This is a genomic window from Stenotrophomonas sp. YJH_SMC_69 (assembly GCF_059370495.1).
The window spans coordinates 129486-153211 of sequence record NZ_JCAFTS010000007.1 but is presented as its reverse complement, the minus strand read 5'-3'; the positions used below and the strand labels follow the sequence as shown (position 1 = coordinate 153211).

Sequence of the window (23726 nt, the reverse complement as noted above, 5' to 3'; positions counted from 1 at the left end):
AGGGCAGCAGTGCAGTACACCTGACGGCCCTGCCAGGCGCGGTCACCTGGCAATCAGCTGTCAGTGGCGCCTTGATACGCCGAGCCTGCTGGCCAGCTCACCTTCACCTCAAGCCCGCCCAGTTTCTGAGAGGTGCCCAGCGTCACGCCCGCGCCGTGGGCATCGGCCACCTCCCTGACAATGGACAGCCCCAACCCGCTGCCCTGCACCCGGCTCCCCAGCGTTCGGTAGAAGCGGTCAAAGACGCGATCGCGCTCTTCCTTGGCGATGCCGGGACCGCTGTCGGCGACGATGAGAAACACCCTGCCCTCCTCCTGCATCACGCAGACATTCATGCGACCGCCGACGGGGGTGTAACGCACGGCGTTCTCCAGCAGGTTGCGAACCAGCGCGCTCAGCGCGGCCTCATCACCCCTGATCTCCGCGCTGTCCAGCTTCAGTTCGATGTACTGTCGATTTACGGAAAGGATAGGACGCAGCGCATCCACCTCCATGCCGACCAAGCCATCCAGGCTCAGGCGCACCGAAGTCAATCGGGATACGGCTTCTGCGCGGTTGAGTGTGAGCAGCTGCGAAGCAAGGCGCTCCAGCCGCGCCACTGAGTCGCTGACCATCTCCTGTGCGCGAACCCTTCCTGCATCATCCGCCGCCATGCGTGCATTGTCTGCATGCACTTTCAGCGCACTGATCGGTGTGCGCAACTCGTGTGCGGCATCGGCTACAAACCGCCGCTCACGCGCCAGTGCCTCGTTCAATCGCCCAAGCAGACCGTTCACTGCCTGCACCAGTCCTCGCGCCTCGCGCGGCACGTCAGCCGCGTCCAGTGGCGACATGCGCTCGGGATCACGCCTGCCGATCTGGTCCGAGACGCTCTGCAGCGAGCGGGTCACGTAATTGACGCTCCACCAGATCACCAGCGCCATCAGTGGCAGCGCCAGCAACAACGGCAGCAAGGTGCCTCCTGCAATATCTTCGGCCAACTCTTCGCGGATGTCCGACCGCTCGCCAGACTGGAACCATCGGCCCCCACGGGTCTGCAGCGTGAAGGTGCGCCATTGTTCGCCGTCGATCACGGGACTGGCGTACCCGGCCACCAATGAAGCCAGTGGCCGGGTGGGAGCACTATCCGAGCGGAGCAACAGGCGCTGCTTCGCGTCCCACACCTGGAAGGCAAGCTTGCTCTCGTAGGCATGTCCATCGCTGAACGCAAGCGCGTCGCCCACGCCTTCAGCGTGCCCGTGCCAACCATGCAGCACAATGGGGTCGCCCGGAAACGCAGTCAGATCACTTAGCGGCTCATCTACCAGGCCCATCAGTACCCGCGTGGACTGCACCAGCCGGGCATCGAACATTTCCCCCGCTTCCTGTAGGCCGGCGCGATAGCTGAAGAATCCAGCCACGGCCATCAGAACCGCCAGGGTACTCAGCAGGGTCAGCAGCAGGGTGCGTCGCATCGACCTCATGCATCCGGCTCCGGCGACTGCCCCAGCGCATACCCGATGCCTCGCACGGTACGCACGATCGCAGGGTCGACCTTGCGCCGCAGCTGATGCACATGAACGTCCACCGCGTTGCTGGCGACGTCCTCATCCCAGCCGTAGAGGTGCTTCTGGATCGTTTCTCGCGCCATTGGCCGCCCGTTCTGCTCCATCAACAATCTCAGCAGCGAGAACTCGCGGCGGGTCAGATCCAGCGTCCGTCCTTTCCATCGCGCCTCCAGCGTCGCCGGATCAAGATGGAGGTCACCGGCGTCCAGCGTGGGATGCGAACGTCCGCTGCTGCGCCTGACGAGCGCGCGGACGCGTGCCAGCAGCTCGGCGGTATCGAAGGGCTTCCCGAGGTAGTCATCTGCTCCAACGTCCAGCCCGAGCGTACGGTCGGCCGGGCGTTCACGGGCACTGAGGACCAGAATCGGCACCGGGTTTGCCGCCGCCCGAAGGCGGCGGATCACTTCGATGCCGTCTACCCGTGGCAGACCCAGATCGAGCACCACCAGATCAAAATCCCCATCCTGCGCAGCCAGGAGTGCGGCCGTACCGTCTTCCACCCAGTCCACGGCGAAGGCGCCCCGTCGAAGTGCGGTCCGGATGCCTTCACCCAGGGAGCGGTCGTCTTCGACGATGAGGATGCGCATGAAGGCAGTGTCCAGTCGCGGACTTCACTTTGCAAGATGGCCCATCACATCGTGCAGCTTGGCTTCGATCTCATGCCGGCGGCCGGCATCGGCCACATCCCTTCCTGGCCGGGCTGGTGCTGCCAGTGCCTTCTGCAGCGCCGCCTGTGCTGGGCCCCACTCCTTCTGATCGCGCAGGAAGTCGCCGTAGAAATAGTTGGCATCGATACCATTGGGGTCGATATCCAGCCCCTTCTTCAGCATCTGCCGCGCCTGATCGTCATCCCCGAAGCCCAGCGGCCACCCCGGAACCTGGTAGTAGAGCGCGCCCAGACTGGTATACGCCGCACCATCCAAGGCCCGGGGATCCAGTTTCAGCGCGGCCTCGAAATCGGCGCGGGCCTGCTTGACCAGGCTGAGTGCGCCCATGCCACCTTTTTCGCCCGCAAGGCTGGACAGCACGATGCCCTCCCAGATCAGCGCACCGGCATCCCTGGGGGCCGCTTGCCGGGCTTGCGCGGCCTGCTTGGACAGGGCCATGAACGCCGCCTCGCGCTGCGGCTTGGGCGTCTGGTAGTTGATCTGGGCCCAGCGGTCACGGATCTGCGCCACCGGCACTGATGGTTCGGCAGCCACAGCGACCCCGACCAATACGGCGGCGGCAATAAGAATGAGATAGAACATGGTCTTACCCTGCGTGCGCTTCATGGGAGGTGTCCTTGCTGGGAGGGCATGCGGAAGAACTCGCTGCGGTGGTGCCACTGCTGGCGTGGCGCCTGACGATGGGTAACTGTTTGCGGAGGCTACGGTCCACCAGCTCGGGCAGCAGGCCGTTCAACCGGGCGAACAGCCGCTCTGGCCAGCCAATCTGCAAGCGCGGATTGCCAGAGCGCAGTGCCTGCAACAAGGCCGTCGCGACCTTCTCGGCCGAGTCGTGGGAAACGCCCAGTTCAGCGTTCATGGCATCCACGGCGCCGCTGTTGAAATCGGTGCGGGTGGCGCGTGGTGAGAGGTACTGGAACTTGACTGTGCTGCCGGCATACTCGCGGCCCAGTCCTTCGACCAGGCCGCGCAATCCGAACTTGCTGGCGCTGTAAGCGGCAAAACCCGGGAAGGCCAGGCTGCCGAACGTCGAGCCGAGAACGGCCACGCTGGCGTGCGACTGCCGCTCCAACAAGGGCAACAAGGCGCGGATCAGCAGCATGGAGCCAACCAGGTTGGTCTGCATCAGCTGCTCCAACGCCTGTTCGGTCTGCGCGCCGAACAGTCCGAAGGCGGCGCTTGCATGGCCTACGACCAGCACCGAAGGCGGCCTGGATAGCGCATCGATTTTCGCCAGCAACGTGCCGCGGCCCGCCGCCGTGCCGATATCGGCAACGACCGGTATGACACCCCCTTCCGGCAACGTGTCGGTGAGCGCCTGCAGCCGATCGCGGCCCCGCCCCACCGCCACGACCTGCGCGCCCTCGCCCACCAGGCCGCCGCAGAGCAACCTTCCGATTCCGCCGCTGGCTCCGGTCAGAACGACCGTACGTCCACGCAGGTCCATCAGGCCGCCTCCGCCATACGCGCACCGCCACTGCGCAGGGTGCGGAAGATATCGCCGTACAGCACGTAGAAGCGGCGTGCCGCGTGGACAACGGCCTGCTGGTCGCCAGGATCATCCAGCCTGTCCATCAGCGATTTGAAGAAGCCGACATGCTCGATATCGAGATCGCCATGCGAAAGCAGATAGCTGAAGGCGTTGCGCGGAAGATCCAACGACGTCTGCAGGGTGTTTGCAGCCTGCGTTGCCAGCGCCACACTGGTGCCCTCCAGCACCAGTACCATGCCAAAGAAGCCCACAGGGTTCCCGCGCTGGATGGTGTCGTAGGCGTAGCTGACCATGAGTTCGGTGGCCAGTGCGGGTTCGGATGTTGCAGCAGCGGACCGATCACCACCGGCAGCTGCAATATCGTCCAGTACCCATTCCTGGTGGCCCATCTCTTCTTCGATGTACTCACCGATCGCGGTCCGCAGCCATTCCAGGCGCGCAGGCAGGCGCGAGCCACAGGCCATCAGCAGCGGTACCGTGTGGCGCACGTGGTGGTACGCCTGCTGCAGGAACGCCAAATAGTCGTCGCGGTCGATGCGGCCCGCCAGTGCATCGCCGATGATGGGAATCTCCAGCAGCGACTGGCGCTCGCTGGCGGTCTGGGCAAGAAGGTGATCGTGGAAGCTCATGCAGGGTCTCCGATGGTGCTGAACGCAGGGCGCCGGTAGGCGGCGTCGATCTCTGCCTGGTAGTGGGCGAGGATGGCCTCGCGACGAATGCGACCATTGGCGGTCAACAGGCCGGCGTTCGCACTGAATGGCGCGACGGTGACGTAGCGCGCGATGCGCGCGTAGTCGGGCAGGCCGGCGTTGATGGTGGACAGCGCCGCGTCGAGCGCGCCGGAGCCCTGCTGCGCGATGCGCGGAACCAGCAATGCCAGGTTGTCGGCCTGCCCTTCCCCCCAGACCAGGGCCTGCGCGATGGCCGGGTGCGAAAGCAGTTCGCTCTCCACCCATTCGGGCGACACGTTGCGGCCAAACGCCGTGATGAAGACGTTCTTGCGCCGCCCAGTCACATGCACGAAGCCGTCGGCATCGATGTGTCCCAGATCACCGGTGTGGATCGGCCCCTCCGGCAGCGACTCGTCGCCCAGATAGCCCAGTGCACGCGCGCCGGACACCACGATTTCTCCGTCCACGATCTGCACCCTCACGTGTGGAAGGGGCCGCCCCACCGTGCCATCGCGCTGGGCACCAGGACGATTCAGGCACACCACCGACCCACACTCGGTCAGGCCGTAGCCTTCGAACACCGGCAACCCCAGGTGCCGTGCCCGCGACAGAAGACCGGGAGAAACCCGGCCTCCCCCAACGGCCAGGTATCGCAGTGATGCTGGCAGTTCAGTGCCCTGCTCTGCCGCCATGACCAGGGCCAGAAGCAGCTGCGGCACGAGGATGATGCTCTCGGGGCGGTAACGATTGAGGCAGCTCAGCAGCATGGGGATATCCAGCCCTGCTGCGCCGGTGTAACCGATCTCCTGCAGGGACGGCAGCGCGATCTCGGCGCCCGACAACAACGCCGCATACAATCCTGCGACGTTCTCCAGGAGCGTCGACAGCGGCATCAGGCACAGATGCCGGCGTGGTGCGATGTCACCTGCGGCGTCTGCCAATGACGCGGCGGTGGCCATCAACGTTCCGGCAGAAAGGCATACGCCGCGCGGGCGCCCTGTGCTGCCCGAGGTGTAGGTCACGCAGGCCGTGCCAAGCGGCAGGGTACTGCCAGCAGGAGCGTCCAGGCCTAAGCCGTGCGCACTCAGTGTCGGCAACGCCATTGGTGCGGCCGTGATCCCGCACGGCGGCGGCGCGCCCTCCGCCAGCACCAGCAGCTGGGCACCGCTGGTCTGCAGTGCGTGCTGCACTTGTTCATCCGAGAAGAAGGTGGGCAACGGTACGTGCACCACTTCGGCAATGCGAAGGGCCAGGTCGAGCACCACCCAGTCGGGGCCGTTGTCCAGGCGACTGGCAACGCAGGTGATACCTGTCCGCTGCAGCCACTGTGTCAGTTCCAGTACGCGAGACCGCAGCTCGGACGCACTCATCGTCCCCTGAGCGGTCAGTACTGGCTGGCTATGCTGCTGCAGCAGGCGCAGGACGTGCTGTGCATCAACACTCATCCGGCCACCCCCACGGAACTGACCGTATCCATTGGGTCTATCGAGCAGGCCTTTCCGCTAAGAAAGGCGATGCCTTCGCGGATATCGCCGCACATCACGCGCGGTTGCGATTCATAGTAGCGGCCCCAGTCGCCCGCGCTGTCGCCCATGCGCTCGGCACGCGCGGGCACCAGTTCGAGCGGTGCCAGATGCAGACGGACGAACGCGTTGCGCAGCTGTTGCGTCGCCACGAACATCACCCAATCCACATCGGCGGCGCGCAGGACCCAGGCCAGCTGCACGATCAACTCGCGTGCGATGCCCGCCGTCGTGGCCGCAAAGTGGCCCACCTCGGCGATCTGTGCTCGTTGAGGCGCACTGGAAAGATGCTGCGCCAGCACGGCCTCGACGGGCGCATCCAGATAGTGCTCCACAAACAGCGGGCCACTGTCTGCGTGTCGAAGCCCGACTGCCGCCACCAGTGCGCCCTGCGAATCGCGGTAGGCCAGCAGCTGTGGCATGAACTCGCGGATCTCCGCGCCGAAGCGCTGACGATAGGTCTCGGCGATGAAGGACTGCACCTGACCACGCAGCGGATGATCAGGCCCGATGAGGGTTGCTTCGGCGAATCTGCCCGGATGCGGGGCCATGGGAATCGGCGCTGGGATCATGTCCATGGGACAGCATCCTGAAGCGCACCGATTAAGGCAGAATTAGGCCGTTGTTAGCCGATTGTTAGTCATTTGATCGGATTTCGTTTTCAGGCTCGGCTGCTAACCGGTCTCTTGATCTAGAGAACCAACGCGAGCGTCAGTGCGACGACCAGGGCCAGCGTCACCAGGAAGGAGCCGAGTACAAAGCCAAATGCCTGGAGGTACCCTGTGCCGTTCAGTGCTACGAAGGTGCGCGTGCGCGCCCACAAGTACCATGCAACTGCCAGCGCTCCGATCCCCACACCCCAGCCATGCGCAATGTCTCCACCAGCAGAGCCCACTGCCTGCGAAACTGCAAGCAGAATCACAAATGGGCACGCAATGAACGCCTGTATCGAAAAAGGCTCCCGCAGCGTGTCGCGGTTGACGGGCAGGCGCTGTCGCCACAGCGTGCTTAGCGCCGCCCCCAGGGCGAAGATGCAGAAGGCAGCTGAACGGGTGAGCAGCAGCCCCTGCTCGCTTCCAAACAGCAGCTTGCCTACGGGTCCTGATACCGCGAGGGGGGCGGTGCGCGTAGACATTTCCAATGCGTGCGCCAGCACCACTGACAGAATCAACATCAGCACAGGGCTGATGGCATCGGCGAATCGTTGTTCCGGATCTTTGGAGAACTCTCGGCGCGTGTAGTGCGCTACCTCGCCCGGCTGCACCAGCACCCTCCACAGGGTCCGCGGGTAGAACACCAGCCACCCTACGAGTTCATAGAGGAACTCCTCAAGCGATCGCAGCAGTCTGATGAGATCCACAAGAGCCCCGGGTCAAATGGTTGAAGGTGAGCTTACTCTCCCTGCCGCCCGGGGCCGAATGGAGTTCGGCTGTCGGCCAAACCATTGCGTTAAGCCTTGCTGAGTCGAGTCCCCGCCAGGACATTCGCACCGGCACCAACGGGTGAAGTGAATTTGAGGATTCTTAACAATTTATGCTGTACGCTGGCTCGACTTGGCTCCTCTTGGGCGCGAATCCTTCGCCTCCGTGTCTAGCCCCTGACCGGCACGACACATGACCTCTCCAGTTGCTTTTCGGATCCTGAGGATCCGTCCTTTGCTGCGCGTCAACGGAACGATCGAGCGCGTCGAGACGCTTCAGGCCAAGTGCGGCGCATGTGGGGACGAGTCACGCATGTTCCGGGGATGCGGACTTGTCGATGTAGATGGTGGCGTCGAACTGACTTGCCCAGCCTGCAGGGTGACAGGGTTCTTGTCCACTGACCGGACATGGAGTCTCTGGGGGGAACAGATGAGGCAAGACAGGGTGCTGGCGCTGGCAGGGCTGACGCCAGACGATCTGGATCTGATTTAGGTCCGGGTTCACCTCTTGGTACCCGCGCCGAAGAGCCGCCGGAAGTCGGACGCCGGCAACCGTACGTCCTGCGTGCTTCTCGAGCACAGCCGCTTGAATCTCGCCAGCTGAAGAAGGCGCATACTCCTGACTGCGCCACAGCCTGGAGGGCCATCACGTGCCCCGGGGTCGCGCAACGGCAGGTGCCTGCCCGTTGCGCGATCATGAAGTTCCGTTGCGCCTTGCTCAAGCATCAGCCGCAACACTTGGCCCTCGACGTCTGCGAAACACTTGAATGCTCTGGATTCTTGCATTTTTCTCGCTGAAACAGCCATTTCCGGGGCGCAACAGTACAAACAAGTACCAAGATTGCGAAATGCTGTATCGGGCGTGATCCGGTTCATGGGTTCTGCTTGGCAATGGCTCCGGCTGTGGCTTGGCTCTGGCTTGGCTCTTGCCTCCCTGTTGGCTCCCCCCGACAAGGATGAGATTGCAGCATGAGCAAAATCGATCCCCATGATCGCATCGACCTAACCGGCCCTTGGGCCGGTTTCGGATTCCAAGCTGGGCATATGTTCACCCCTGAGGGTCACCAACTGGAGCCTTGTGACATGACCTGGTGGTCCTTGACCTGCAACATCGCGCGGGAATGGCGGCTGATGATGGCTGAGGCGGCTCCCCGGACCGCAGCTGCACGGAAAGCTTCGACCACGGCGAAATCCAGCGTCATCTACCTAGCCGAAGCGCTCAGAATTCGCCGAGAACGACGGTTCTGCGTGCGTGATCCCGGCCCCGGCGCCGAGACGTCCAATGTGGTCTACATGAGTCGTGGGCCGAAACCGCGTCAGCGCGTGTAAGGCTTTGTTCGTAGGGGCGCTGCCCCTACACCCCAGATCATTCAGTGACGGATGCTCTGGGGCGGTAGCTCTCTGCAGTCCGAGTGATATAGCCAGCGGCCCCGATTATTGCCATGTTCAACTTGTGCGCACGCGAATCATCCTTCCGGTGATGCTCGCTCAAGCCGGGCATCGCGCTTAGGAAATCATCGATCTTCCTTTCAAGGATGGACAGGTCCCGTCCATGGGCTAGCTCGTTGCGCGCGGAATTGAGTTTTTCAAGTGCGGGCCAGATGTCGACACTCTTGCCAACCACTCCCTGCGCAAGCTTCAATTTTGTCCAAAAGCTCAACTTAGCCTCAATTACAGCCTCAGGCTCGGAGAATACGGACATAATGATCACTTCAAGTTGCTCTTCTATGAAGAGGTGGCCCTGAAGAAGGTTGTGAGCGTATGGGTGCGGCTTGTTATAGCGCTCAAAGAACTCAGCTCCACGCACGTCACGAAGCTGGTCAGAATCTTCCTTGCTGATAGCCATCTTGCACCTGAGGTTAATTTCACAGTGGTTGTTGCGCGCTACATCGGTTGGAGGCTGGCTGGTTTGCAGGGGCTCCGCGCCCTGCCCTTGAAATCAACGCTCCCGGCAGCAAAGCCAGCCGCCTCTGGGAGACAAAACCTGCTCCCAGCCGTTCGATAGCTTACGCATTGCCTGACCGCCTATGCAGGCCATTCCTGAGCGTTTAGCTGCATCCGTACCCATTGCAGGCAATGCAACAACCTCGGTTGATGGCTTAGGGCGTCCCGCCTGCCTGGACTCGCCTTGAAGGACATCGGCCTCAAGCCCGTCACAAAGCGGGTTCATTCCCGGGTGCGGGTGATTAGGCCAGCGGTACTGGTCACAGTTGAATGGCGTAGTGGTCTTTGCCATCGAGTTGTGGGTCGCGCTGGGCGCTATCGGGATGTGATTTGGTGCAGGGCCCCTGACTGAATGGATCTGCTGCCCTGAAACAGAGCCGGCTGCAGCTAACAACACTCAGAAGATGCCAAGTCGAGTATCCATCCCCTCCTCCTGAGGATGTTAGCCAGCTTCCCGTTGGTGGAATTCCTACGGCGTCACCAATTTGCTGCCTACCAGGATGATCTGTAGCAACAGTAATACTGCATATGCGATCCCCGCGATGCCCGCAAGCGTCAAAATTCGCACCATTCGGTATCGCCAAGCCGGCAACTTCTCGTAGAAATTAAGCTCTACATGCCTCGCCACTGCTTGCTCGCTTCGGCAGCTTTGCATCTGAGGCAGCGCTGAGCCGAATCCAATCACCTCTACCAAAAAGTCTTCGCCTGGCGCCAAGCTCTTGATCCCCACGACATGGCGGCCGTCATGTGTTTGCTCCTGAGAGAATGGGCGCGGAGGCCAAAGGTGCATTCCATCTGGCTTCCACTGCCAAACCACCTCCACTCCATTCAGAGGAATTTTTCCATCGTTCCGAATGAAATAGGAGATGGTGTGCACAGTGATGGCATCTCTCTGCTGTCCCGAGCTATCGGCTTCAGGAGGGATATAGAAGGTAAAGCCATGCCTCTGGGCACAAAGCAGCCTAGCGCGCCCCTTGGAGAGCCAGCCGAAAGTCGCTGTTAGCACAGGAGCTAACAACGATGCGATTTCTTTGCTGTGGTCTAGTAAGAACATGTGCATTCCCTGTCGCCGTAATCATCAGCCCTAAATGAGTCGACTTTGAACAGAGGTATCCTCGCGTGCATTGCTTACATGATTGGTATCGACAATGGATAAGAACGCGAATTTGTCTTTAAGAATATCCACCGTCAAAAGACCGCGCCCCCGCAAGGATGCATAGAGCGCTGCGGAATAAGCTTGGCAGTTTACGGATTTTTCCGGATTAAAAGCTATATCAGTAAAGGCTTGATACCTCATCACCTCATCGGCAATTGCGGGCTGCTTGTGAAGTGCGTTGATGTACAACCAATCATAAAACGCGGTCTTTGGCTCCAGTTCCCAGTCGATCCCAAAGAACCGGAAGCCAACCAGTCGACCACTTCGAGTCAGGCGCGGATCTCGCTTGGCATCAATCGATGATGCATCCATCAAGTCAACGTAGGGACCTCCAGACTCAAACACCTTGCTTGCTTGATATGCGCATTCCAAGCTGAACTCGCGGCCACGCTTGACTGTCTTGATCATCAGATTAAAGGCGCTCAAGCTTACTCCAAGAGCGTCGGCTGACTTGCTTGATATCTCAAGTATATCGTCCAGCCCAAATTGCCTACTCGCTTCCGCATGCAGGGATCGAATCGACTTTTGAGACTGAGTTTTCGACATCCCAGGGAACCACTGAAAGTCGACGTGCCTCGTGAGCACGAGCAGGTCGCCACTGAGTGAAGGCGCAAATACTGGCCTAGATGCCACTGTCAGCCACCTGTTTCCAATGGGCGTAGTCCTGGCGGTAGCGGAAAATACTCGCATTGACTGCAACATTTCTTTCGTTCAGCTTTGCGTGCGTAGCAACAAGCCTAGCCTTTACCGCTTGATTCAAAGCAAATACTCCAAGTATGTGCTCTCTCGAAACTCCCTCTAGCATTAGGACTTCAGCTTGTGGATTAGTTGGGTATCTATCGGGGATGCCTAGAGTTGCGCGGCTCACACCATTCCAGTCAGCGTACATGCCCTGAAGGGCTTGTAGCCCCATGCGTTGAGCGATCGGAATGCTTGTCATCGCGGCCGACGCTGCATTGCCAGCGCAGAATGCGACAGTGGGTGACGACAGTACAGCGGGGCTAACCGCCACAATTACCCAGCTTTCGTCGACATCTGCCTGCTTAACCTTGAAGAACATCTTGTAGTTGGGGAAGTCAATTGAAAGACAGACTGCCGATGTCCCGTCTAGCCGTACAGTATCGTTAAACTTAACCCCGCCTTCTCCAGCTAACAGATCCCTAGGTACAAGTCCTCGCTGAATGATGGAAGTCAGATTGCTCTCCCTCGTGAAATGAACCAGATACTTGATACCTCGTTCGTGTACGAATTCCTGGATCGTCGCTGCCATGATGATTTCCTTCTCTGTCATGTGCTGTCAATGATGACCCGGCGGCCAGTGGCTCGACCCCGGCGCGGGCACGTCAGTGCGAACCGCATCTTTCAATTTATCATGCCGCAGTCGATGCGGCGAGCAAAGAGCAACCCGCCCTAGTTGGGCCAGAATGAAAGCAATACTTATGAGAGCCTGTGAGAATTAGTTGATATCTATCGTAGGTGTATGGAGCGGCCAGATTTCCGTAGTGCTTACCCCGCGATCTATGAGTCTGATGATGCGAGGATGCCGCAAGCTAGCTTCCCCTTAACCTCCAGGAGCGCAAAGTCCAATGTCTGATAGGCGATTCGTACAGCTGCTGCGTAGCCAGCCGCAACCACAGACAGCCCGATGAACAGGGTTGCTACAGCGATGGCTGGAAAGATGCTCGCCTTTACAGTGTCCAGTGAAATGGCCGGGGATAGCACGCGTGCCGTGACGAGCCAGAACAGGGCGCCCCAAAGGATGCCAGCGAACACATTGAAACGCGCCATTCGCTCGGTCGTTTGAGCTTTCACTAGCTGCACGCCGGAGGACAATCGCTCCAGCTCTGCTTGATCCTTCACAAATTCCTCGATAGCAACTGCAAGCTTTCCAGTAGACGTTGCGGTGACGCCCGCAAGGACCGTTCGAGTAGGAAGACCGAAGTAGACGCTGACAACACTCAGCACCAATGCGGCGATAATCATGACAGGATCGAAAGCGGATTCCATAAGGAAGAATCCACTCATGAAGATGAGTGTGAGGAGGAAGATCCAGAGTAGGCGTTTCCAGATGATGCTGAAGCCACTCATGATTAACCATGGTCCGACTAAAAACTCTTCTGAAAATGCAAGCAGCGGACCCTCCTTCACCCGGAGTGGCGGCCGGTCGACGACCGTGTATTCCGCAAGCCTGACTACTGCCCGGATCTTCTCAAACTCCATTTGCCCTCCGTTTAATCACCCGGTTTTTTACCGCATCGGTAGGCCTGCCCTGCGTCGAGGAGGGGTTGATCCAATTAACGTGACGCGTCACGCCCGATCGCCCCGCCCCATTGGCGCCCCCCCCCTCCCCCACTATAGTGCCAACCCTCACAAGGACGAGGCGGCGCACATGCCCTATATCGGAATCGGACTCCACGTACTGGCGGCCATCTACTTCGCGGTGCACGCCATCCGCTCAGGCCAGAGCCTCTACTGGCTCATCCTGCTCTTCTCGTTCCCGCTGCTCGGCAGCGTCGTCTACTTCCTGGCGATCTACTTCCCGGAAGCCCGCCACTCGCGCGGCGCCCGGCAGGTCGTCCGTTCCGCCAAGCAGCTCATGGACCCGGGCCAGGACCTGCGCAATGCCCGCGCCGAACTGGCACGTACGCCCACCGTGCAGAATCGGGTTCGCCTGGGCATGACACTGCTGGATGCTGGCCAGGCGGAGGAAGCCAGAACCCTGCTTGAGCAGGCAGCCAGCTCGCCGCTGGGCGACGATCCCTACATTCTGACCGGCCTGGCGCGTGCCCGCCTCGATTCGGGGCAGCCCGCGCTTGCGGCGGAGACGCTGGACGGCCTGTTCGCCCGCCATTCGGATGTGCGCCGCAAGCCGGAACAGACCCTGCTTTACGCGCAGGCACTGGCGGCTGCCCAAGCGCCCGGCATCCGCGCCGCGTTCGAGCGAGCCGTGGAATGCGGAAACGATGCCGCCGCCCGCTGCCTGTACGCCGAGTGGTTGATGGCACAGCCGCAGCCCGACGATCGTGAGCAGGCCCGCAGCCTGTTCGCCAGCATCATCGATGATGCCCAGCACTGGTCGCGTCACGCACGCAGCCACAATGCCGCATGGCTGGAGCGGACCAAGGTCGCGTTGAAGGGCTACTGACGCCTGGCGGCCTTTGGCAACCCTGTCGCATCCGCCTCCTTCACGGCCTCGCCGGACGGATGCCGACACTCGTCAGGCGTGCACCGCCGACATCGACAACAGCCTTGCGGCGCAAGGCTCCAGGCCCGTTGCGCCATATGCAACGATTCTGAAAATGTTGAATGTGGTGACGGCATCGGCCTTACTGCATTGGCATCGCGCACAACCGGGCGTATTCCTTTGCGTGCCACCGGAAACGGGTGGCCGGGATTCGAAACCCCGGTTCTACGCTGAAGTAAACGCTTGCCAGCCGGCATCACCCCTCAGGTGGTGCCGGCTGGCAATCCGTCGGCCGGCTATGGCGGGCGGTGCGCGGAGGCCTTGTGCCTGCCGGTTTTAGCGTAGACCGGGTTTCGAACCTCGCACCGTCCGCCACCTTTATCGGTGGCGGCTTCTGCATGCGCGCAAGGAGCCCTGCCATGAACCAGCCCCACTCCCCTACCCCGCACCCGATCCACGACGCGCCCTCCAACGGCCCCGGGCTGGATCCGAACACCCTCATCGCCCTGCTGCACAGCATCGGCTCCGGCGCCGCGTCCGATGGTCAACCGTGGCCAGAGCGCCATCAGATGCCGGGCCGGCGCATCGCCTTGGCGGATACCGATTGCTCGCTGGCCGGGCTTCGCGTGGTCCTGGAGATTCTGCTGGCCGCGCAGCGCGCCCGCGAAAATGGCGAGCTGGAGCAGTACGTTGGCCCGCGCGTAATGGAGGGGCTGATCATGGCCGGAATCGGCCTTACCGCACACGCAAGTACCCGACTGCATCCGGAGGGCTGAGTGGCGTGGTGCCGCTGGGCGGCCAACGCGCTCTGTCTTGTGGTGGTGGTTGCGGCACAGGCGCTGTGGCCTGCGACGCCGGTGCCCTCGCCCGTCGCGTTCCAAGGCATCAACGACGATCGATTTTCACAGCTGCGCCGCCAGGCGATGCAGTTCGTGGACTCTCGGCCACGGCAGGGCTTCCAGTTCGTCGAGCGGCGCCGAGATGCCGAGTTCCAGGTTCATTGCCGGGGCATACCCGTGCTGTGGCTGGAGGGGCGCTCGCACCATCTGCTGTTGCAGGTCTCACTGGACGCGGAGCAGCGGGCGCCCGCCGTTCTGCAGATTGGCACGCTACTTCAATGGCAGCTGGAGCCGGTGGGCTATCTGGAGCAGGTGCTGGCTGACGTGCCGGAACCTGTTCTGTTGGATCGTGTGCTGCAGATTCTTGCTAGTGATGTGCCTGATGGGGCGCGATGTGGCGTGCCGTAGTCGAGCATGGCTCGACTCTACAGGGCTGCGGGCAGCGAGGGTTAGGGCTCCAGCCCTGCCGCTCGTCACCTGCGAGCCAGGCATTGGCCCAGTGATCATGCGGGTCACCTCCCGGCATCGATCCAGCCCGCATCGCGCGCACGCGCAAGATCTTCTGGCGTATCGATATCCAGGGCCAGTTCCGGTGCCTGCACGACATGCACCGTATCGACAGGAAGTTGCCGCAGGCGCGCTCCGAAGCCGCGGTCACCGGCTGCACCGACAGGGGTGAACCAGGCGCGCGGCACGACTGCGGGAACGCCAAGCGCATTTCCGTGGCGGGTGCCCGCGCACGTTGACGCTGCGGCGCGGGCACCGGAAAGCAGCGCCTGCAGATGCGAGCGCTCGATTGCGGGCTGGTCGCATGCCACGACCATCACCGCGGTCACCGTGGGCAGCAGGTGTGCGCCGGCAACCTGCAGACTGCTCGCCAGGCCGCGTTCCCAGTGGGGATTGGTTACCGGCGTGGCATCCAGCCCGGCAATGCTGGATGTCACTGCCTGTGCGTTCGCGCCCACCACGACCAGGACCTGCGCTGGCGCGAGCTCCAGCGCTAGCCGCACTACGCGATGTAACAGGGTCTCGCCCTGCCGGGTCAGAAGCTGCTTGGGCTGGCCAAGTCGGGTGCTCCCGCCGGCAGCAAGCACGATGACCGCATGCGCGTCAGTCACCTGCCGTCCGCGCTTCGCCATTGCTGCAGCTGCGCGGCGATGCTGAGCGAAATCGCCTCCGGCCCTCGGCCGCCGATGTTCAGGCCGACCGGTGACCGAAGTCTCGGGGAAAGGCGGTGGCGCTGATCCGGTGTCAGCAGCTTGAACAGGTCCTCGCGCCTTCGCCGCGGACCCAGCAGTCCAATGAACGCGACGTTGGTATCAGCCAGGGCCACCAGCGTCTCCCGGTCCAGTTCGAAATCGTGATGCATCACCAGTGCCGCGTCGCAACGGTCGCCATGAAGGGCCTCGGCCGGGCTGGTCTGAAGATGCGCATCCGCGCACTGCCCGGCTGAGGCCCAGCGCGCTCGCCGTTCGGCTACGCTGACCCGCCACCCCAGGCCGCGCAGCAGCGGAACCAGGAAGGGCGTTTCGGGACCGCCCCCCAACACCAGGGCCCGCGGAAGCCGGGGCAACGGCAAACGCCACGCACCCTCGCCAAAGGGCTGCGTACCCTCCATCGGATGCAGCTGCCACGCCTGCTCGCGATGGCCCGCACGGAAAACGACCTGCCCCGACGTGCGAAGGTCGCGCTGGAGTGACACGCCCTCGCGCAGCCAAGCCTCAATGACGTCGTCGAGGCCGGCCATGGCACGCAACGGCAGCAGCGCAATCCGAAGCCGGCCGCGGCAGCCGAGCGCGGACCCGCTCAACAGGTCGTCGTCACTGCGGGTGTCGATCTCGATCCAGTCGACCCGCCCTGCCGCGCTCACCTGCTCCGCGCGTCGCGCGAGCTCGGGCTCCAGGCATCCGCCGCTCAGCCAGCCGACCTGGCCGCCGTTGCAGAACAGCACCATGTCGCCGGCACCGGCGTAGGTGGAGCCATCGGTTTCCAGCACCAGCGCGAGCACGGCGTGCTCCCCCGCACGCACGCGCGTCAAGGCCGTCTCGAGCACGCCGCGCGGGCTGCCTTCGGCGAGGAAGCCCGGCGCTGCGGACAGGTCCTCGGCAAGATCGCCGGGCTCCCCTCCGCCTGCGGCGGAGACCTCCAGAGTGGGCGAGGCTACGGGTCGGTCCATGCGCAACGTCAGCCTATGTCGGGCAAGCCGGGCAACAGCTTGTCCAGGGTGATGGGATAGCTGCGCACGCGCACGCCGGTTGCGTTGTAGATCGCATTGGCGATCGCGGCGCCAACCCCGCAGATGCCCAGTTCACCCACACCCTTGGCCTTCATCGGCGAGATCACCGGATCCAGCGTGTCGAGGAAGACCACTTCCTGGTACGGAATGTCGGCGTGCACGGGAACCTCGTAGCCGGCCAGGTCGTGGTTGATGAACAAACCAAGCCGTTTGTCGACCACCAGCTCCTCCATCAGGGTCGCGCCCGCACCCATCACCATCCCGCCGATGACCTGGCTGCGTGCAGACAGCGGATTGAGGATGCGGCCGCCATCGCATACGGCAAGCATGCGGCGAATGCGCGTCTCTCCAGTGTAGGCATGCACGGCGACCTCGCAGAAATGTCCTGCATAGGTGCCGACGTCGTAGCCTTGTTTGAAGTCGCCGAAGGCAATGCCGTCCTCCGCCGACAGGGTTCCCGCCTCCGCCAGCGTGATGGTCCGCCCATCCGCCTGGATGCGGCCATTGGCGAAGTCTGCGGTGTCGCCGTCGAAGCCGAGTTTCTCGCCCACCTTGCGGCGCAGGCTGACGCACGCCGCGTACACGCCCGCGGTGGAGCTTGCCGCGCCCCACTGGCCGCCGGAACCGGCGGAGGCGGGATGACGGGAGTCACCGAGGGTGACCTGGACCTGGTCCAGCGGCACGCCCATGGTCTCGGCTGCCGTCTGCGCGATGATCGTGTAGGAGCCGGTGCCGATGTCGGTCATGTCGGTCTCGACAATCACCCCGCCCTGGCCGTCAAGCCGGACCCGCGCCGCCGACTTCATCGTCGGTGCGCCGCGATAGCCCGCGGACACGCCCATGCCGACCAGCCAATGCCCTTCCCTGACCTGCGCCGGCTTGGCATTGCGCTTGTTCCAGTTGAAGCGCTCCGCGCCTTCGCGCAGGCAGCGCACCAGGTTGCGGTCGGAGAACTTCTTGGACGGATCGCCGGGCACGACCTCGGGCTCGTTGAGGATGCGGAACGCGATCGGATCGAGGCCCAGCTTCTCGGCCATTTCGTCCATCGCCACTTCCAGCGCCATGTGGCCCGGTGCTTCACCCGGTGCGCGCATCGCATTGCCTTCGGGCATGTCGAGCGTGGCGATGTAGTTGGCCACCAGGCGGTTGGCGCCTGCATAGAGCTTGGGCGTCTGCAGGGTGCCGTTTTCGCCATCCTCGCCGTTGATGTTGCCCGACCAGTTCTCATGGGCGATGGCGGAGATCCGGCCATCCTTTCCGCAGCCGATCCGCACGCGCTGGAGGGTGGCGTGCCGGTGCGTGGTGTTGTTGGGCATCAACGGGCGTTGCAGCGCGATCTTCACCGGTCGCCCGACCTGCTTGGCCGACAACGCGGCCAGCACCGCGTCGGCGCGGATGAACAGCTTGCCGCCGAAGCCGCCGCCGATATAGGGCGAGTCCACCCGCACCTTGGCAGGGTCGATGCCGAGGATCGCCGCCATGCCCTGCCTGGCCCAGTCGATCATCTGGTTCGCCGTCCACAGCGTGAGCGTGTCACCCTCCCAGGCGGCGATGGTGGCGTGCGGCTCCATCATCGAATGACTTTCGTCGGAGGTGTGATAAGTCTCGTCGAGCTTGACCGCGGCGCTCGCGTAGGCGGTGTCGAAATCGCCCAGCGCCTGCCGGTCGGGCTTGCCGTCACGCCCCTTTGCCAGCGGCGCGGTCGGTGCCAGGGCCGGGAAATCGAAGCGGCCCTTGCTGCGCTCGTAGCGGGTGCGGATCAGCGCCGCGGCGGCGCGGGCTTGCTCGAAGGTCTCTGCCACCACGCAGGCGATGGCCTGGTGGTAGTGGGCCACTTCGGGTCCGCCGAACAACGGCGCGTTGTTCCAGTTCGATTTGCCGACCGGCTTGGTTTCCGGTGCGGTGATGACCGCCAGTACGCCGGGCGCGGCACGTGCGCGGGAGGCATCCATCGAAATGATGCGCCCCTTGCCGATACCCGCACCGACGATGTAGCCGTAGGCCTGGTTCGGCGCCACGTCGTGGCGCTCGTAGGCATAGGGGGCGGTGCCGGTGGTCTTGCGCGGACCGTCGATGCGCGGCGTCGGTTTGCCGACGACCTTGGCCTTGTCGAACAGGTTGTCGCCGGCGGGGGCGTTGAATTCAAGGGGCATCAGCGCTCTCCTTCCACCAGCACGGCCGCGAGGGTGCGCTCGGCGAGCGCGATCTTGAATGCGTTCTCCGGCGTCGGACGGGCGCCGGCGAACACCTGCCCGGTCGCGGCCTTTACGCCGTCGCGCAGCAGCGGTTCGGCTGCCTCGACGCGCCACGGCTTCGGCGCAACCCCACCGAAGGCGAACCGCGCCGACCCGTCTCGCTGCACGACCGCAGCGACCGACACCAGTGCGAACGCATAGGACGCGCGGTCACGTACCTTGTGATACACGTGCCGACCGCCCAGGGGCTCCGGCAGCGTGACGTGGGTGATCAGCTCACCGCGCTGCAGCACGTTGTCCTGCTGCGGCCTGTCGCCGGGGGAACGATGGAAATCGGCAATCGGGATGCTGCGCGTACTGCCGTCACCGCTGACGGTCTGGATCGAGGCGTCCAGCACCCGCAGGGCCACCGCCATGTCGCCCGGATAGGTCGCGATGCAGCTGTCCGAAGTGCCGATCACGCCCATCTGCCGGGAGAACCCCTCGAGTGCGCCGCAGCCGGATCCGGGCAGGCGCTTGTTGCAGGGCAGATGGGGGTCGTAAAAATACGGGCAGCGCGTGCGCTGCAGCAGGTTGCCGCCGGTGGTGGCTTTGTTGCGCAGCTGCCCGGAGGCGCCTGCCACGATCGCGCGGGTCAGCACCGCGTAGTCGCGGCGCACGCGCTCATGCGAGGCCAGCGCGGTATTGGTGACCAGCGTGCCGATGCGCAGGCCACCCTCGTCGGTGGGTTCGATCCTGTCCAGGCCGATGTCCTGCACATCGACCAGGTGCGCTGGCGTCTCGACCTCCAGCTTCATCAGGTCGAGCAGGTTGGTCCCTCCGGCCAGGAACTTCGCGCCCTCGGTACCGGCGACGGCCTTGGCGGCCTCGGCGGGGGATTTGGCGCGTTCGTAACTGAAGGCCCTCATGAGCGCCTCCCTGCAGAGGTCACGCCAGCAACCTCTTCCATCGCCTCGGCAATGTTGGAATAGGCCCCGCAGCGGCAGAGGTTGCCGCTCATGCGTTCGCGCATCTCCATGTTGGTGGCCCGGGGCCGTGCGCTGACGTCCGCCTGTACATGGCTGGGGACACCCCGCTTGATCTCGTCCAGTACCGCCACCGCCGAGCAGATCTGCCCCGGCGTGCAGTACCCGCACTGGTAGCCGTCATGCTTGATGAAGGCGGCCTGCATCGGATGCAGGTCATCGGGGGTTCCGAGCCCTTCGATGGTGGTGATGGCATCGCCCTGGTGCTGCACCGCCAGGCTGAGGCAGGCATTGATGCGCTCACCGTTGACCAGCACGGTACAGGCACCGCATTGACCGTGGTCGCAGCCCTTCTTGGTCCCGGTCAGCTTCAGATGTTCGCGCAGGGCATCGAGCAGCGTAGTCCGCGTGTCGAGCTCAAGCTCCCGCCGCTTGCCGTTGACGGTCAACGCCACCGTGCTGACGACCGGCGGCCTGGGCGGCGGGGGCGTCGCCAGTTCGGCGGCGAGCGATGACGCCCCCGGTGCGGCGGACATTGCCACGGTCGTGACGCCGCCGGCGATCACCTGGCGACGCGTCAACTTCATTCCTTCATCACAACTTGGCACAGTGACCTCCTGGCGTTCGGGAAAATCCCGTGGCTGGATGGACGCGCTCACACTACCCAAGGGGCACTATGCCCATCTGCGGGGTACAGGCCTGTGAAGTCGGCGACATGTACGATCCGACCAATGCAGGCAACCGCGACTTTTACTCTTCAGCGCGGCACTCTTGAGCCATGCGTATGCTTCACTGGATGGCTCACAGTTCTGTTTATCCCTCACGGCGCTGGCTTCGAGGGTTCGGGCTCGTGGATAGAGCCCTCCAACAATGCCACGTAGGTATCCAGCCTGGTGCGAAGGCCGATCAGCATCCAGCCCAGCAGGTACAGCAGCACCATGGCGAAGATAAGCAGTGCGCCTAGCAATCCAACATCGAAAGCGCCCGCCCAGTCGCCCCATTTCCATCCGCGGAACTGCAGGTAGAGGGCAATCAACAGCGGGAATGGTCCAAGCCGCTGCAGCCCGCCATACATCATGCCCATGCGCTCAATCATGTTTGTGCGCAGGTGACTGACGTACTTGAGGCGCCGCTCGCGCTGGACGCGCGGAAATCCGCGAAGCTCGGTCACCACCGCTTGCCAGTGCGCGAAATCGCCATCCATCTCCCGCGCGTGCGAGAGCCGAGGCTGGCTGAACTGGCGAATGCCCCTGCGGGCGGCCAGGACGCCCCCGGCAATGAACCCTCCAATTTCGATTGCCAGGCAGGCAACAACCACCTGCAGCACTGCGCCGACAGGCAGCCATCGATCCGGAAGCTGGCCAGTGAGAATGCCGACGATCGCCGCACCCATGCCGATGCGAAACGCCCACGTCTCCACCCTGCCCGCCTTCGGATAGATGCTGTGCTCAACCAGCCCCTGCACCCGCTGGTAGAGCCAGTGGAATGTCAGTTCCTGCGAATCGGTCGTTGCCGGCGGATCGACGCCGCCCCCTGCCTGCATGTCCATTGCGCCCCTGCCCCGGCCGGCGCAGATGCCGGCCGCCCCATCGTACCTGAGCGAGCTTCGGAAGGCGCCTCAGCGGGAATCACATACCCAGTTCCGACAACCCCGGATGATCGTCCGGGCGACGCCCCAACGGCCAATGGAACTTGCGGTCGCTTTCCTTGATGGGCAGGTCGTTGATGCAGGAGAAGCGGCGCTGCATCAGGCCATCCTCTCCGAATTCCCAGTTTTCGTTGCCATAGGAACGGAACCAGTTGCCGGAGTCGTCGTGCCATTCGTACGCGTAGCGGACCGCAATGCGGTTTTCGGTAAAGGCCCAGAGCTCCTTGATCAGGCGGTACTCAAGTTCCTTGTTCCATTTGCGTGCCAGGAACTGCCGGGCTTCCTCCCGGCCATTGGTGAATTCGGCACGGTTACGCCACTGGGTGTCGAGCGAATAGGCAAGCGACACCTTGTCGGCATCGCGGGAATTCCAGCCATCCTCGGCAAGACGCACCTTCTGCGTGGCCGATTCAAGGGTGAACGGAGGAAGCGGCGGACGGGGCTGTTCTGCGGACACGGGGAGACCTCCAATAGAAATGGATATACGGGTTGCTTCATAGGATCTGGCGTACCCAGGCGCTAACGCTTGGCCTGTTCCAACAACAGCTTTGCAACGTCCTTCGCGGTGTCTGCGGCGCCGTAATCACCCATCACGCGCGACAGGGTGATGGCGCCTTCCATCAGGATCAGCAGCTGACGGGCCAGGTCCGCCGGCTGCTCCACATCCAGTTGTTCGGTAAGTTCCCGCGTGTAATCGAGCAGCTTCTGCTTGTGATTCCGCGCGATTTCCCGGATCGGATCGGCAGGGTCGCCGACCTCCCCTGCGGTATTGATGAAGGCGCAACCGCGATAGCCCTCGGACTGGAACCAGTTCTTGAGCACGGTGAACATGCCGAGGATGCGTGCTTCCGGGCTGTCCGCCTTCTCGCACTCATGCCGGAACCAGGCGAGCCAGCGCACGTCGCGCGCCTTCAATGCAGCGGCGGCCACGTCGTCCTTGTTCTCGAAGTGGCGGTAGATGCTCTTCCGCGCCACGCCCGAGGTCTTCACCAGAAGGTCCATGCCGGTGGCGTGGATCCCGTTCTGGTAGATCAGCGCCTCGGCCGTGGCCAGGATCTTCTGTTGGGTGTCGGTGGTGAGCTTGCTCATGGCTGCAAGGTAGAACGGGCGTTCTACCTTGTCAACAGGCGATCGCGATCGATTCGTACGCGCACATCCGTGCAAGACGATCTATCAAGAAATCCGGACACTTCATCACCCGGACGCCTGATTGCAGGCGCAAAGTACGTCTCACCACCCACCCATGAGAGTTTCCGCATGAACACCTTCGCCCGTACCCTGGCCGTTGCCGCCCTCGCCCTCTCGGTCCAGGCCGGCCTGTCCGCGCAGGCCGCCGAACCAGCCAAGCCGGCTCCGGTAACCGCCATCGCGCGCACTGCCAGCTACATCACCACCGCCGACGGCGTGCAGCTGTACTACAAGGACTGGGGCCCGAAGGACGGCCCGGTCGTGACCTTCAGCCATGGCTGGCCGTTGAATTCGGACAGCTGGGAGTCGCAGATGATCTTCCTGGCCAACCATGGCTACCGCGTCATCGCGCATGACCGTCGCGGCCACGGGCGCTCCAGCCAGCCGTGGGACGGCAACGACATGGATCACTACGCCGATGACCTGGCCACGGTGATCAACACACTGGACCTGCACGATGTGACCCTGGTGGGCTTCTCCACCGGTGGTGGCGAAGTGGCGCGCTACATCGGCCGGCATGGCACCGGCCGGGTCAAGAAGGCCGTGCTGATCAGCTCGGTGCCGCCGTTCATGCTGAAGACCGCCGACAACCCCAACGGCCTGCCGATCGAAGTGTTCGATGGCATCCGCAAGGCACAGATGGATAACCGCGCGCAGCTGTACCGGGACATTCCGTCGGGCCCGTTCTATGGCTTCAACCGCCCCGGTGCGAAGGTGTCGCAGGGGCTGATCGATGCGTGGTGGGCGCAGGGCATGCAGGGCGGCCACAAGAACACCTACGATTCGATCGCCGCGTTCTCGGCCACCGATTTCCGCGCCGACCTGAAGAAGTTCGATGTCCCCACCCTGGTGATCCACGGTGACGACGACCAGATCGTGCCGATCGATATCTCTGGCCGCCAGTCAGCGAAACTGATCAAGGGCGCCAGGCTGATTGTCTACCCGGGTGCGCCGCATGGCCTGACCGACACCCACAAGGACAAGGTCAACCAGGACCTGCTGACGTTCCTGCAGGAAAAGTGAGTGGCCAGGGCTCCGGCGCGGTGCCGG

Annotated in this window: 26 protein-coding genes; 5 read left to right on the top strand and 21 right to left on the bottom strand. The window is 63.2% G+C overall.

Annotated features, from left to right (window positions below):
* Nucleotides 1-53 precede the first annotated feature (53 nt).
* The 8 genes from AC5P8F_RS13970 to AC5P8F_RS13935 form a co-directional block, all read right to left on the bottom strand.
* On the bottom strand, nt 54-1442 hold the full coding sequence (locus tag AC5P8F_RS13970; protein WP_445392271.1) for an ATP-binding protein: 1389 nt from the start codon (nt 1440-1442) through the stop codon (nt 54-56).
* Nucleotides 1443-1459: 17 nt separating this feature from the next.
* Entirely contained in the window at nt 1460-2134 is a 675-nt protein-coding gene (locus AC5P8F_RS13965; RefSeq protein ID WP_495228403.1) for a response regulator, read from the bottom strand.
* A 24-nt stretch (nt 2135-2158) separates the two neighbouring features.
* On the bottom strand, nt 2159-2821 hold the full coding sequence (locus AC5P8F_RS13960) for a tetratricopeptide repeat protein (protein ID WP_309250475.1): 663 nt from the start codon (nt 2819-2821) through the stop codon (nt 2159-2161).
* Entirely contained in the window at nt 2802-3662 is an 861-nt protein-coding gene (locus tag AC5P8F_RS13955; RefSeq protein ID WP_495228401.1) for an SDR family oxidoreductase, read from the bottom strand. Before AC5P8F_RS13955 ends, AC5P8F_RS13960 begins: the two co-directional genes overlap by 20 nt.
* Complete coding sequence (locus AC5P8F_RS13950) at nt 3662-4336, bottom strand: iron-containing redox enzyme family protein (protein ID WP_133050543.1); 675 nt, start codon at nt 4334-4336, stop codon at nt 3662-3664. The genes AC5P8F_RS13955 and AC5P8F_RS13950 overlap by 1 nt, the downstream gene beginning before the upstream one ends.
* Nucleotides 4333-5823: an AMP-binding protein gene (locus AC5P8F_RS13945; protein WP_495228399.1), complete on the bottom strand. Its 1491-nt coding sequence runs from the start codon at nt 5821-5823 to the stop codon at nt 4333-4335. The genes AC5P8F_RS13950 and AC5P8F_RS13945 overlap by 4 nt, the downstream gene beginning before the upstream one ends.
* Nucleotides 5820-6479 carry a thermostable hemolysin gene (locus AC5P8F_RS13940; RefSeq protein WP_108762000.1) on the bottom strand — a complete coding sequence of 220 codons (660 nt, stop codon included), beginning with the start codon at nt 6477-6479 and terminating at the stop codon, nt 5820-5822. The genes AC5P8F_RS13945 and AC5P8F_RS13940 overlap by 4 nt, the downstream gene beginning before the upstream one ends.
* A gap of 113 nt (nt 6480-6592) precedes the next feature.
* On the bottom strand, nt 6593-7261 hold the full coding sequence (locus tag AC5P8F_RS13935) for a hypothetical protein (protein WP_108762001.1): 669 nt from the start codon (nt 7259-7261) through the stop codon (nt 6593-6595).
* 1029 nt (nt 7262-8290) lie between these two features.
* Here AC5P8F_RS13935 and AC5P8F_RS13930 point away from each other — a divergent pair.
* Nucleotides 8291-8650 carry a DUF3653 domain-containing protein gene (locus AC5P8F_RS13930; RefSeq protein ID WP_080352922.1) on the top strand — a complete coding sequence of 120 codons (360 nt, stop codon included), beginning with the start codon at nt 8291-8293 and terminating at the stop codon, nt 8648-8650.
* Between the two features lie 37 nt (nt 8651-8687).
* On the opposite strand, the gene AC5P8F_RS13925 is transcribed toward AC5P8F_RS13930, so the two are convergent.
* The 5 genes from AC5P8F_RS13925 to AC5P8F_RS13905 all read right to left on the bottom strand — a co-directional run bounded on the left by AC5P8F_RS13925 (nt 8688) and on the right by AC5P8F_RS13905 (nt 12641).
* Nucleotides 8688-9167 (bottom strand): hypothetical protein, encoded by a 480-nt coding sequence (locus tag AC5P8F_RS13925; RefSeq protein WP_088430497.1) that lies wholly within the window; start codon nt 9165-9167, stop codon nt 8688-8690.
* A 567-nt stretch (nt 9168-9734) separates the two neighbouring features.
* A complete protein-coding gene (locus AC5P8F_RS13920; RefSeq protein ID WP_141098013.1) occupies nt 9735-10319 on the bottom strand; it encodes a hypothetical protein in 585 nt (194 codons plus the stop codon).
* A gap of 30 nt (nt 10320-10349) precedes the next feature.
* Nucleotides 10350-11111 (bottom strand): DarT1-associated NADAR antitoxin family protein, encoded by a 762-nt coding sequence (locus AC5P8F_RS13915; protein WP_495228396.1) that lies wholly within the window; start codon nt 11109-11111, stop codon nt 10350-10352.
* Nucleotides 11044-11691 carry a DarT ssDNA thymidine ADP-ribosyltransferase family protein gene (locus AC5P8F_RS13910; protein WP_080352925.1) on the bottom strand — a complete coding sequence of 216 codons (648 nt, stop codon included), beginning with the start codon at nt 11689-11691 and terminating at the stop codon, nt 11044-11046. The genes AC5P8F_RS13915 and AC5P8F_RS13910 overlap by 68 nt, the downstream gene beginning before the upstream one ends.
* 248 nt (nt 11692-11939) lie before the next feature.
* Nucleotides 11940-12641 carry a hypothetical protein gene (locus AC5P8F_RS13905; protein ID WP_049414796.1) on the bottom strand — a complete coding sequence of 234 codons (702 nt, stop codon included), beginning with the start codon at nt 12639-12641 and terminating at the stop codon, nt 11940-11942.
* Nucleotides 12642-12810: 169 nt separating this feature from the next.
* On the opposite strand from AC5P8F_RS13905, the gene AC5P8F_RS13900 reads away from it, so the two are divergent.
* The 3 genes from AC5P8F_RS13900 to AC5P8F_RS13890 all read left to right on the top strand — a co-directional run bounded on the left by AC5P8F_RS13900 (nt 12811) and on the right by AC5P8F_RS13890 (nt 14852).
* Nucleotides 12811-13566 carry a hypothetical protein gene (locus tag AC5P8F_RS13900; RefSeq protein ID WP_495228394.1) on the top strand — a complete coding sequence of 252 codons (756 nt, stop codon included), beginning with the start codon at nt 12811-12813 and terminating at the stop codon, nt 13564-13566.
* Between the two features lie 458 nt (nt 13567-14024).
* Complete coding sequence (locus AC5P8F_RS13895) at nt 14025-14381, top strand: hypothetical protein (RefSeq protein WP_495228393.1); 357 nt, start codon at nt 14025-14027, stop codon at nt 14379-14381.
* Entirely contained in the window at nt 14382-14852 is a 471-nt protein-coding gene (locus AC5P8F_RS13890) for a hypothetical protein (protein WP_495228391.1), read from the top strand.
* Nucleotides 14853-14956: 104 nt separating this feature from the next.
* On the opposite strand, the gene AC5P8F_RS13885 is transcribed toward AC5P8F_RS13890, so the two are convergent.
* The 8 genes from AC5P8F_RS13885 to AC5P8F_RS13850 all read right to left on the bottom strand — a co-directional run bounded on the left by AC5P8F_RS13885 (nt 14957) and on the right by AC5P8F_RS13850 (nt 22577).
* Nucleotides 14957-15583, bottom strand: coding sequence for a nucleotidyltransferase family protein (locus AC5P8F_RS13885; protein ID WP_495228389.1), 627 nt, complete (start codon nt 15581-15583; stop codon nt 14957-14959).
* Entirely contained in the window at nt 15559-16620 is a 1062-nt protein-coding gene (locus AC5P8F_RS13880; RefSeq protein ID WP_495228387.1) for an XdhC family protein, read from the bottom strand. The genes AC5P8F_RS13885 and AC5P8F_RS13880 overlap by 25 nt, the downstream gene beginning before the upstream one ends.
* 8 nt (nt 16621-16628) lie before the next feature.
* Nucleotides 16629-18833: an aldehyde oxidoreductase molybdenum-binding subunit PaoC gene (paoC, locus tag AC5P8F_RS13875; RefSeq protein WP_495228428.1), complete on the bottom strand. Its 2205-nt coding sequence runs from the start codon at nt 18831-18833 to the stop codon at nt 16629-16631.
* Nucleotides 18833-19783, bottom strand: a complete 951-nt coding sequence (locus AC5P8F_RS13870) for an FAD binding domain-containing protein (RefSeq protein WP_495228386.1) — start codon at nt 19781-19783, stop codon at nt 18833-18835. Before AC5P8F_RS13870 ends, paoC begins: the two co-directional genes overlap by 1 nt.
* Nucleotides 19780-20427 (bottom strand): aldehyde dehydrogenase iron-sulfur subunit PaoA, encoded by a 648-nt coding sequence (gene paoA, locus AC5P8F_RS13865; protein ID WP_329767912.1) that lies wholly within the window; start codon nt 20425-20427, stop codon nt 19780-19782. The genes AC5P8F_RS13870 and paoA overlap by 4 nt, the downstream gene beginning before the upstream one ends.
* 233 nt (nt 20428-20660) lie before the next feature.
* The gene (locus tag AC5P8F_RS13860) at nt 20661-21389 is read right to left on the bottom strand and encodes a hypothetical protein (RefSeq protein ID WP_329890246.1); all 729 of its coding nucleotides are present in this window, start codon (nt 21387-21389) and stop codon (nt 20661-20663) included.
* 79 nt (nt 21390-21468) lie between these two features.
* Nucleotides 21469-21945 carry a nuclear transport factor 2 family protein gene (locus AC5P8F_RS13855; RefSeq protein ID WP_123958565.1) on the bottom strand — a complete coding sequence of 159 codons (477 nt, stop codon included), beginning with the start codon at nt 21943-21945 and terminating at the stop codon, nt 21469-21471.
* Nucleotides 21946-22007: 62 nt separating this feature from the next.
* Nucleotides 22008-22577, bottom strand: a complete 570-nt coding sequence (locus tag AC5P8F_RS13850; protein ID WP_180834668.1) for a TetR family transcriptional regulator — start codon at nt 22575-22577, stop codon at nt 22008-22010.
* Between the two features lie 168 nt (nt 22578-22745).
* On the opposite strand from AC5P8F_RS13850, the gene AC5P8F_RS13845 reads away from it, so the two are divergent.
* Nucleotides 22746-23699: an alpha/beta fold hydrolase gene (locus tag AC5P8F_RS13845; protein ID WP_049407332.1), complete on the top strand. Its 954-nt coding sequence runs from the start codon at nt 22746-22748 to the stop codon at nt 23697-23699.
* The last annotated feature ends 27 nt before the right edge of the window (nt 23700-23726 follow it).

What these genes read in the sequence shown, in the direction of transcription:
- AC5P8F_RS13965 (WP_495228403.1), bottom strand. Translation starts at nt 2,134, where the DNA reads ATGCGCATCCTCATCGTCGAAGACGACCGCTCCCTGGGTGAAGGCATC.
- AC5P8F_RS13960 (WP_309250475.1), bottom strand. Translation starts at nt 2,821, where the DNA reads ATGAAGCGCACGCAGGGTAAGACCATGTTCTATCTCATTCTTATTGCC.
- AC5P8F_RS13955 (WP_495228401.1), bottom strand. Translation starts at nt 3,662, where the DNA reads ATGGACCTGCGTGGACGTACGGTCGTTCTGACCGGAGCCAGCGGCGGA.
- AC5P8F_RS13950 (WP_133050543.1), bottom strand. Translation starts at nt 4,336, where the DNA reads ATGAGCTTCCACGATCACCTTCTTGCCCAGACCGCCAGCGAGCGCCAG.
- AC5P8F_RS13945 (WP_495228399.1), bottom strand. Translation starts at nt 5,823, where the DNA reads ATGAGTGTTGATGCACAGCACGTCCTGCGCCTGCTGCAGCAGCATAGC.
- AC5P8F_RS13940 (WP_108762000.1), bottom strand. Translation starts at nt 6,479, where the DNA reads ATGGACATGATCCCAGCGCCGATTCCCATGGCCCCGCATCCGGGCAGA.
- AC5P8F_RS13930 (WP_080352922.1), top strand. Translation starts at nt 8,291, where the DNA reads ATGAGCAAAATCGATCCCCATGATCGCATCGACCTAACCGGCCCTTGG.
- AC5P8F_RS13925 (WP_088430497.1), bottom strand. Translation starts at nt 9,167, where the DNA reads ATGGCTATCAGCAAGGAAGATTCTGACCAGCTTCGTGACGTGCGTGGA.
- AC5P8F_RS13920 (WP_141098013.1), bottom strand. Translation starts at nt 10,319, where the DNA reads ATGTTCTTACTAGACCACAGCAAAGAAATCGCATCGTTGTTAGCTCCT.
- AC5P8F_RS13915 (WP_495228396.1), bottom strand. Translation starts at nt 11,111, where the DNA reads ATGCGAGTATTTTCCGCTACCGCCAGGACTACGCCCATTGGAAACAGG.
- AC5P8F_RS13910 (WP_080352925.1), bottom strand. Translation starts at nt 11,691, where the DNA reads ATGGCAGCGACGATCCAGGAATTCGTACACGAACGAGGTATCAAGTAT.
- AC5P8F_RS13905 (WP_049414796.1), bottom strand. Translation starts at nt 12,641, where the DNA reads ATGGAGTTTGAGAAGATCCGGGCAGTAGTCAGGCTTGCGGAATACACG.
- AC5P8F_RS13900 (WP_495228394.1), top strand. Translation starts at nt 12,811, where the DNA reads ATGCCCTATATCGGAATCGGACTCCACGTACTGGCGGCCATCTACTTC.
- AC5P8F_RS13895 (WP_495228393.1), top strand. Translation starts at nt 14,025, where the DNA reads ATGAACCAGCCCCACTCCCCTACCCCGCACCCGATCCACGACGCGCCC.
- AC5P8F_RS13885 (WP_495228389.1), bottom strand. Translation starts at nt 15,583, where the DNA reads ATGGCGAAGCGCGGACGGCAGGTGACTGACGCGCATGCGGTCATCGTG.
- AC5P8F_RS13880 (WP_495228387.1), bottom strand. Translation starts at nt 16,620, where the DNA reads ATGGACCGACCCGTAGCCTCGCCCACTCTGGAGGTCTCCGCCGCAGGC.
- paoC (WP_495228428.1), bottom strand. Translation starts at nt 18,833, where the DNA reads ATGCCCCTTGAATTCAACGCCCCCGCCGGCGACAACCTGTTCGACAAG.
- AC5P8F_RS13870 (WP_495228386.1), bottom strand. Translation starts at nt 19,783, where the DNA reads ATGAGGGCCTTCAGTTACGAACGCGCCAAATCCCCCGCCGAGGCCGCC.
- paoA (WP_329767912.1), bottom strand. Translation starts at nt 20,427, where the DNA reads ATGAAGTTGACGCGTCGCCAGGTGATCGCCGGCGGCGTCACGACCGTG.
- AC5P8F_RS13860 (WP_329890246.1), bottom strand. Translation starts at nt 21,389, where the DNA reads ATGGACATGCAGGCAGGGGGCGGCGTCGATCCGCCGGCAACGACCGAT.
- AC5P8F_RS13850 (WP_180834668.1), bottom strand. Translation starts at nt 22,577, where the DNA reads ATGAGCAAGCTCACCACCGACACCCAACAGAAGATCCTGGCCACGGCC.
- AC5P8F_RS13845 (WP_049407332.1), top strand. Translation starts at nt 22,746, where the DNA reads ATGAACACCTTCGCCCGTACCCTGGCCGTTGCCGCCCTCGCCCTCTCG.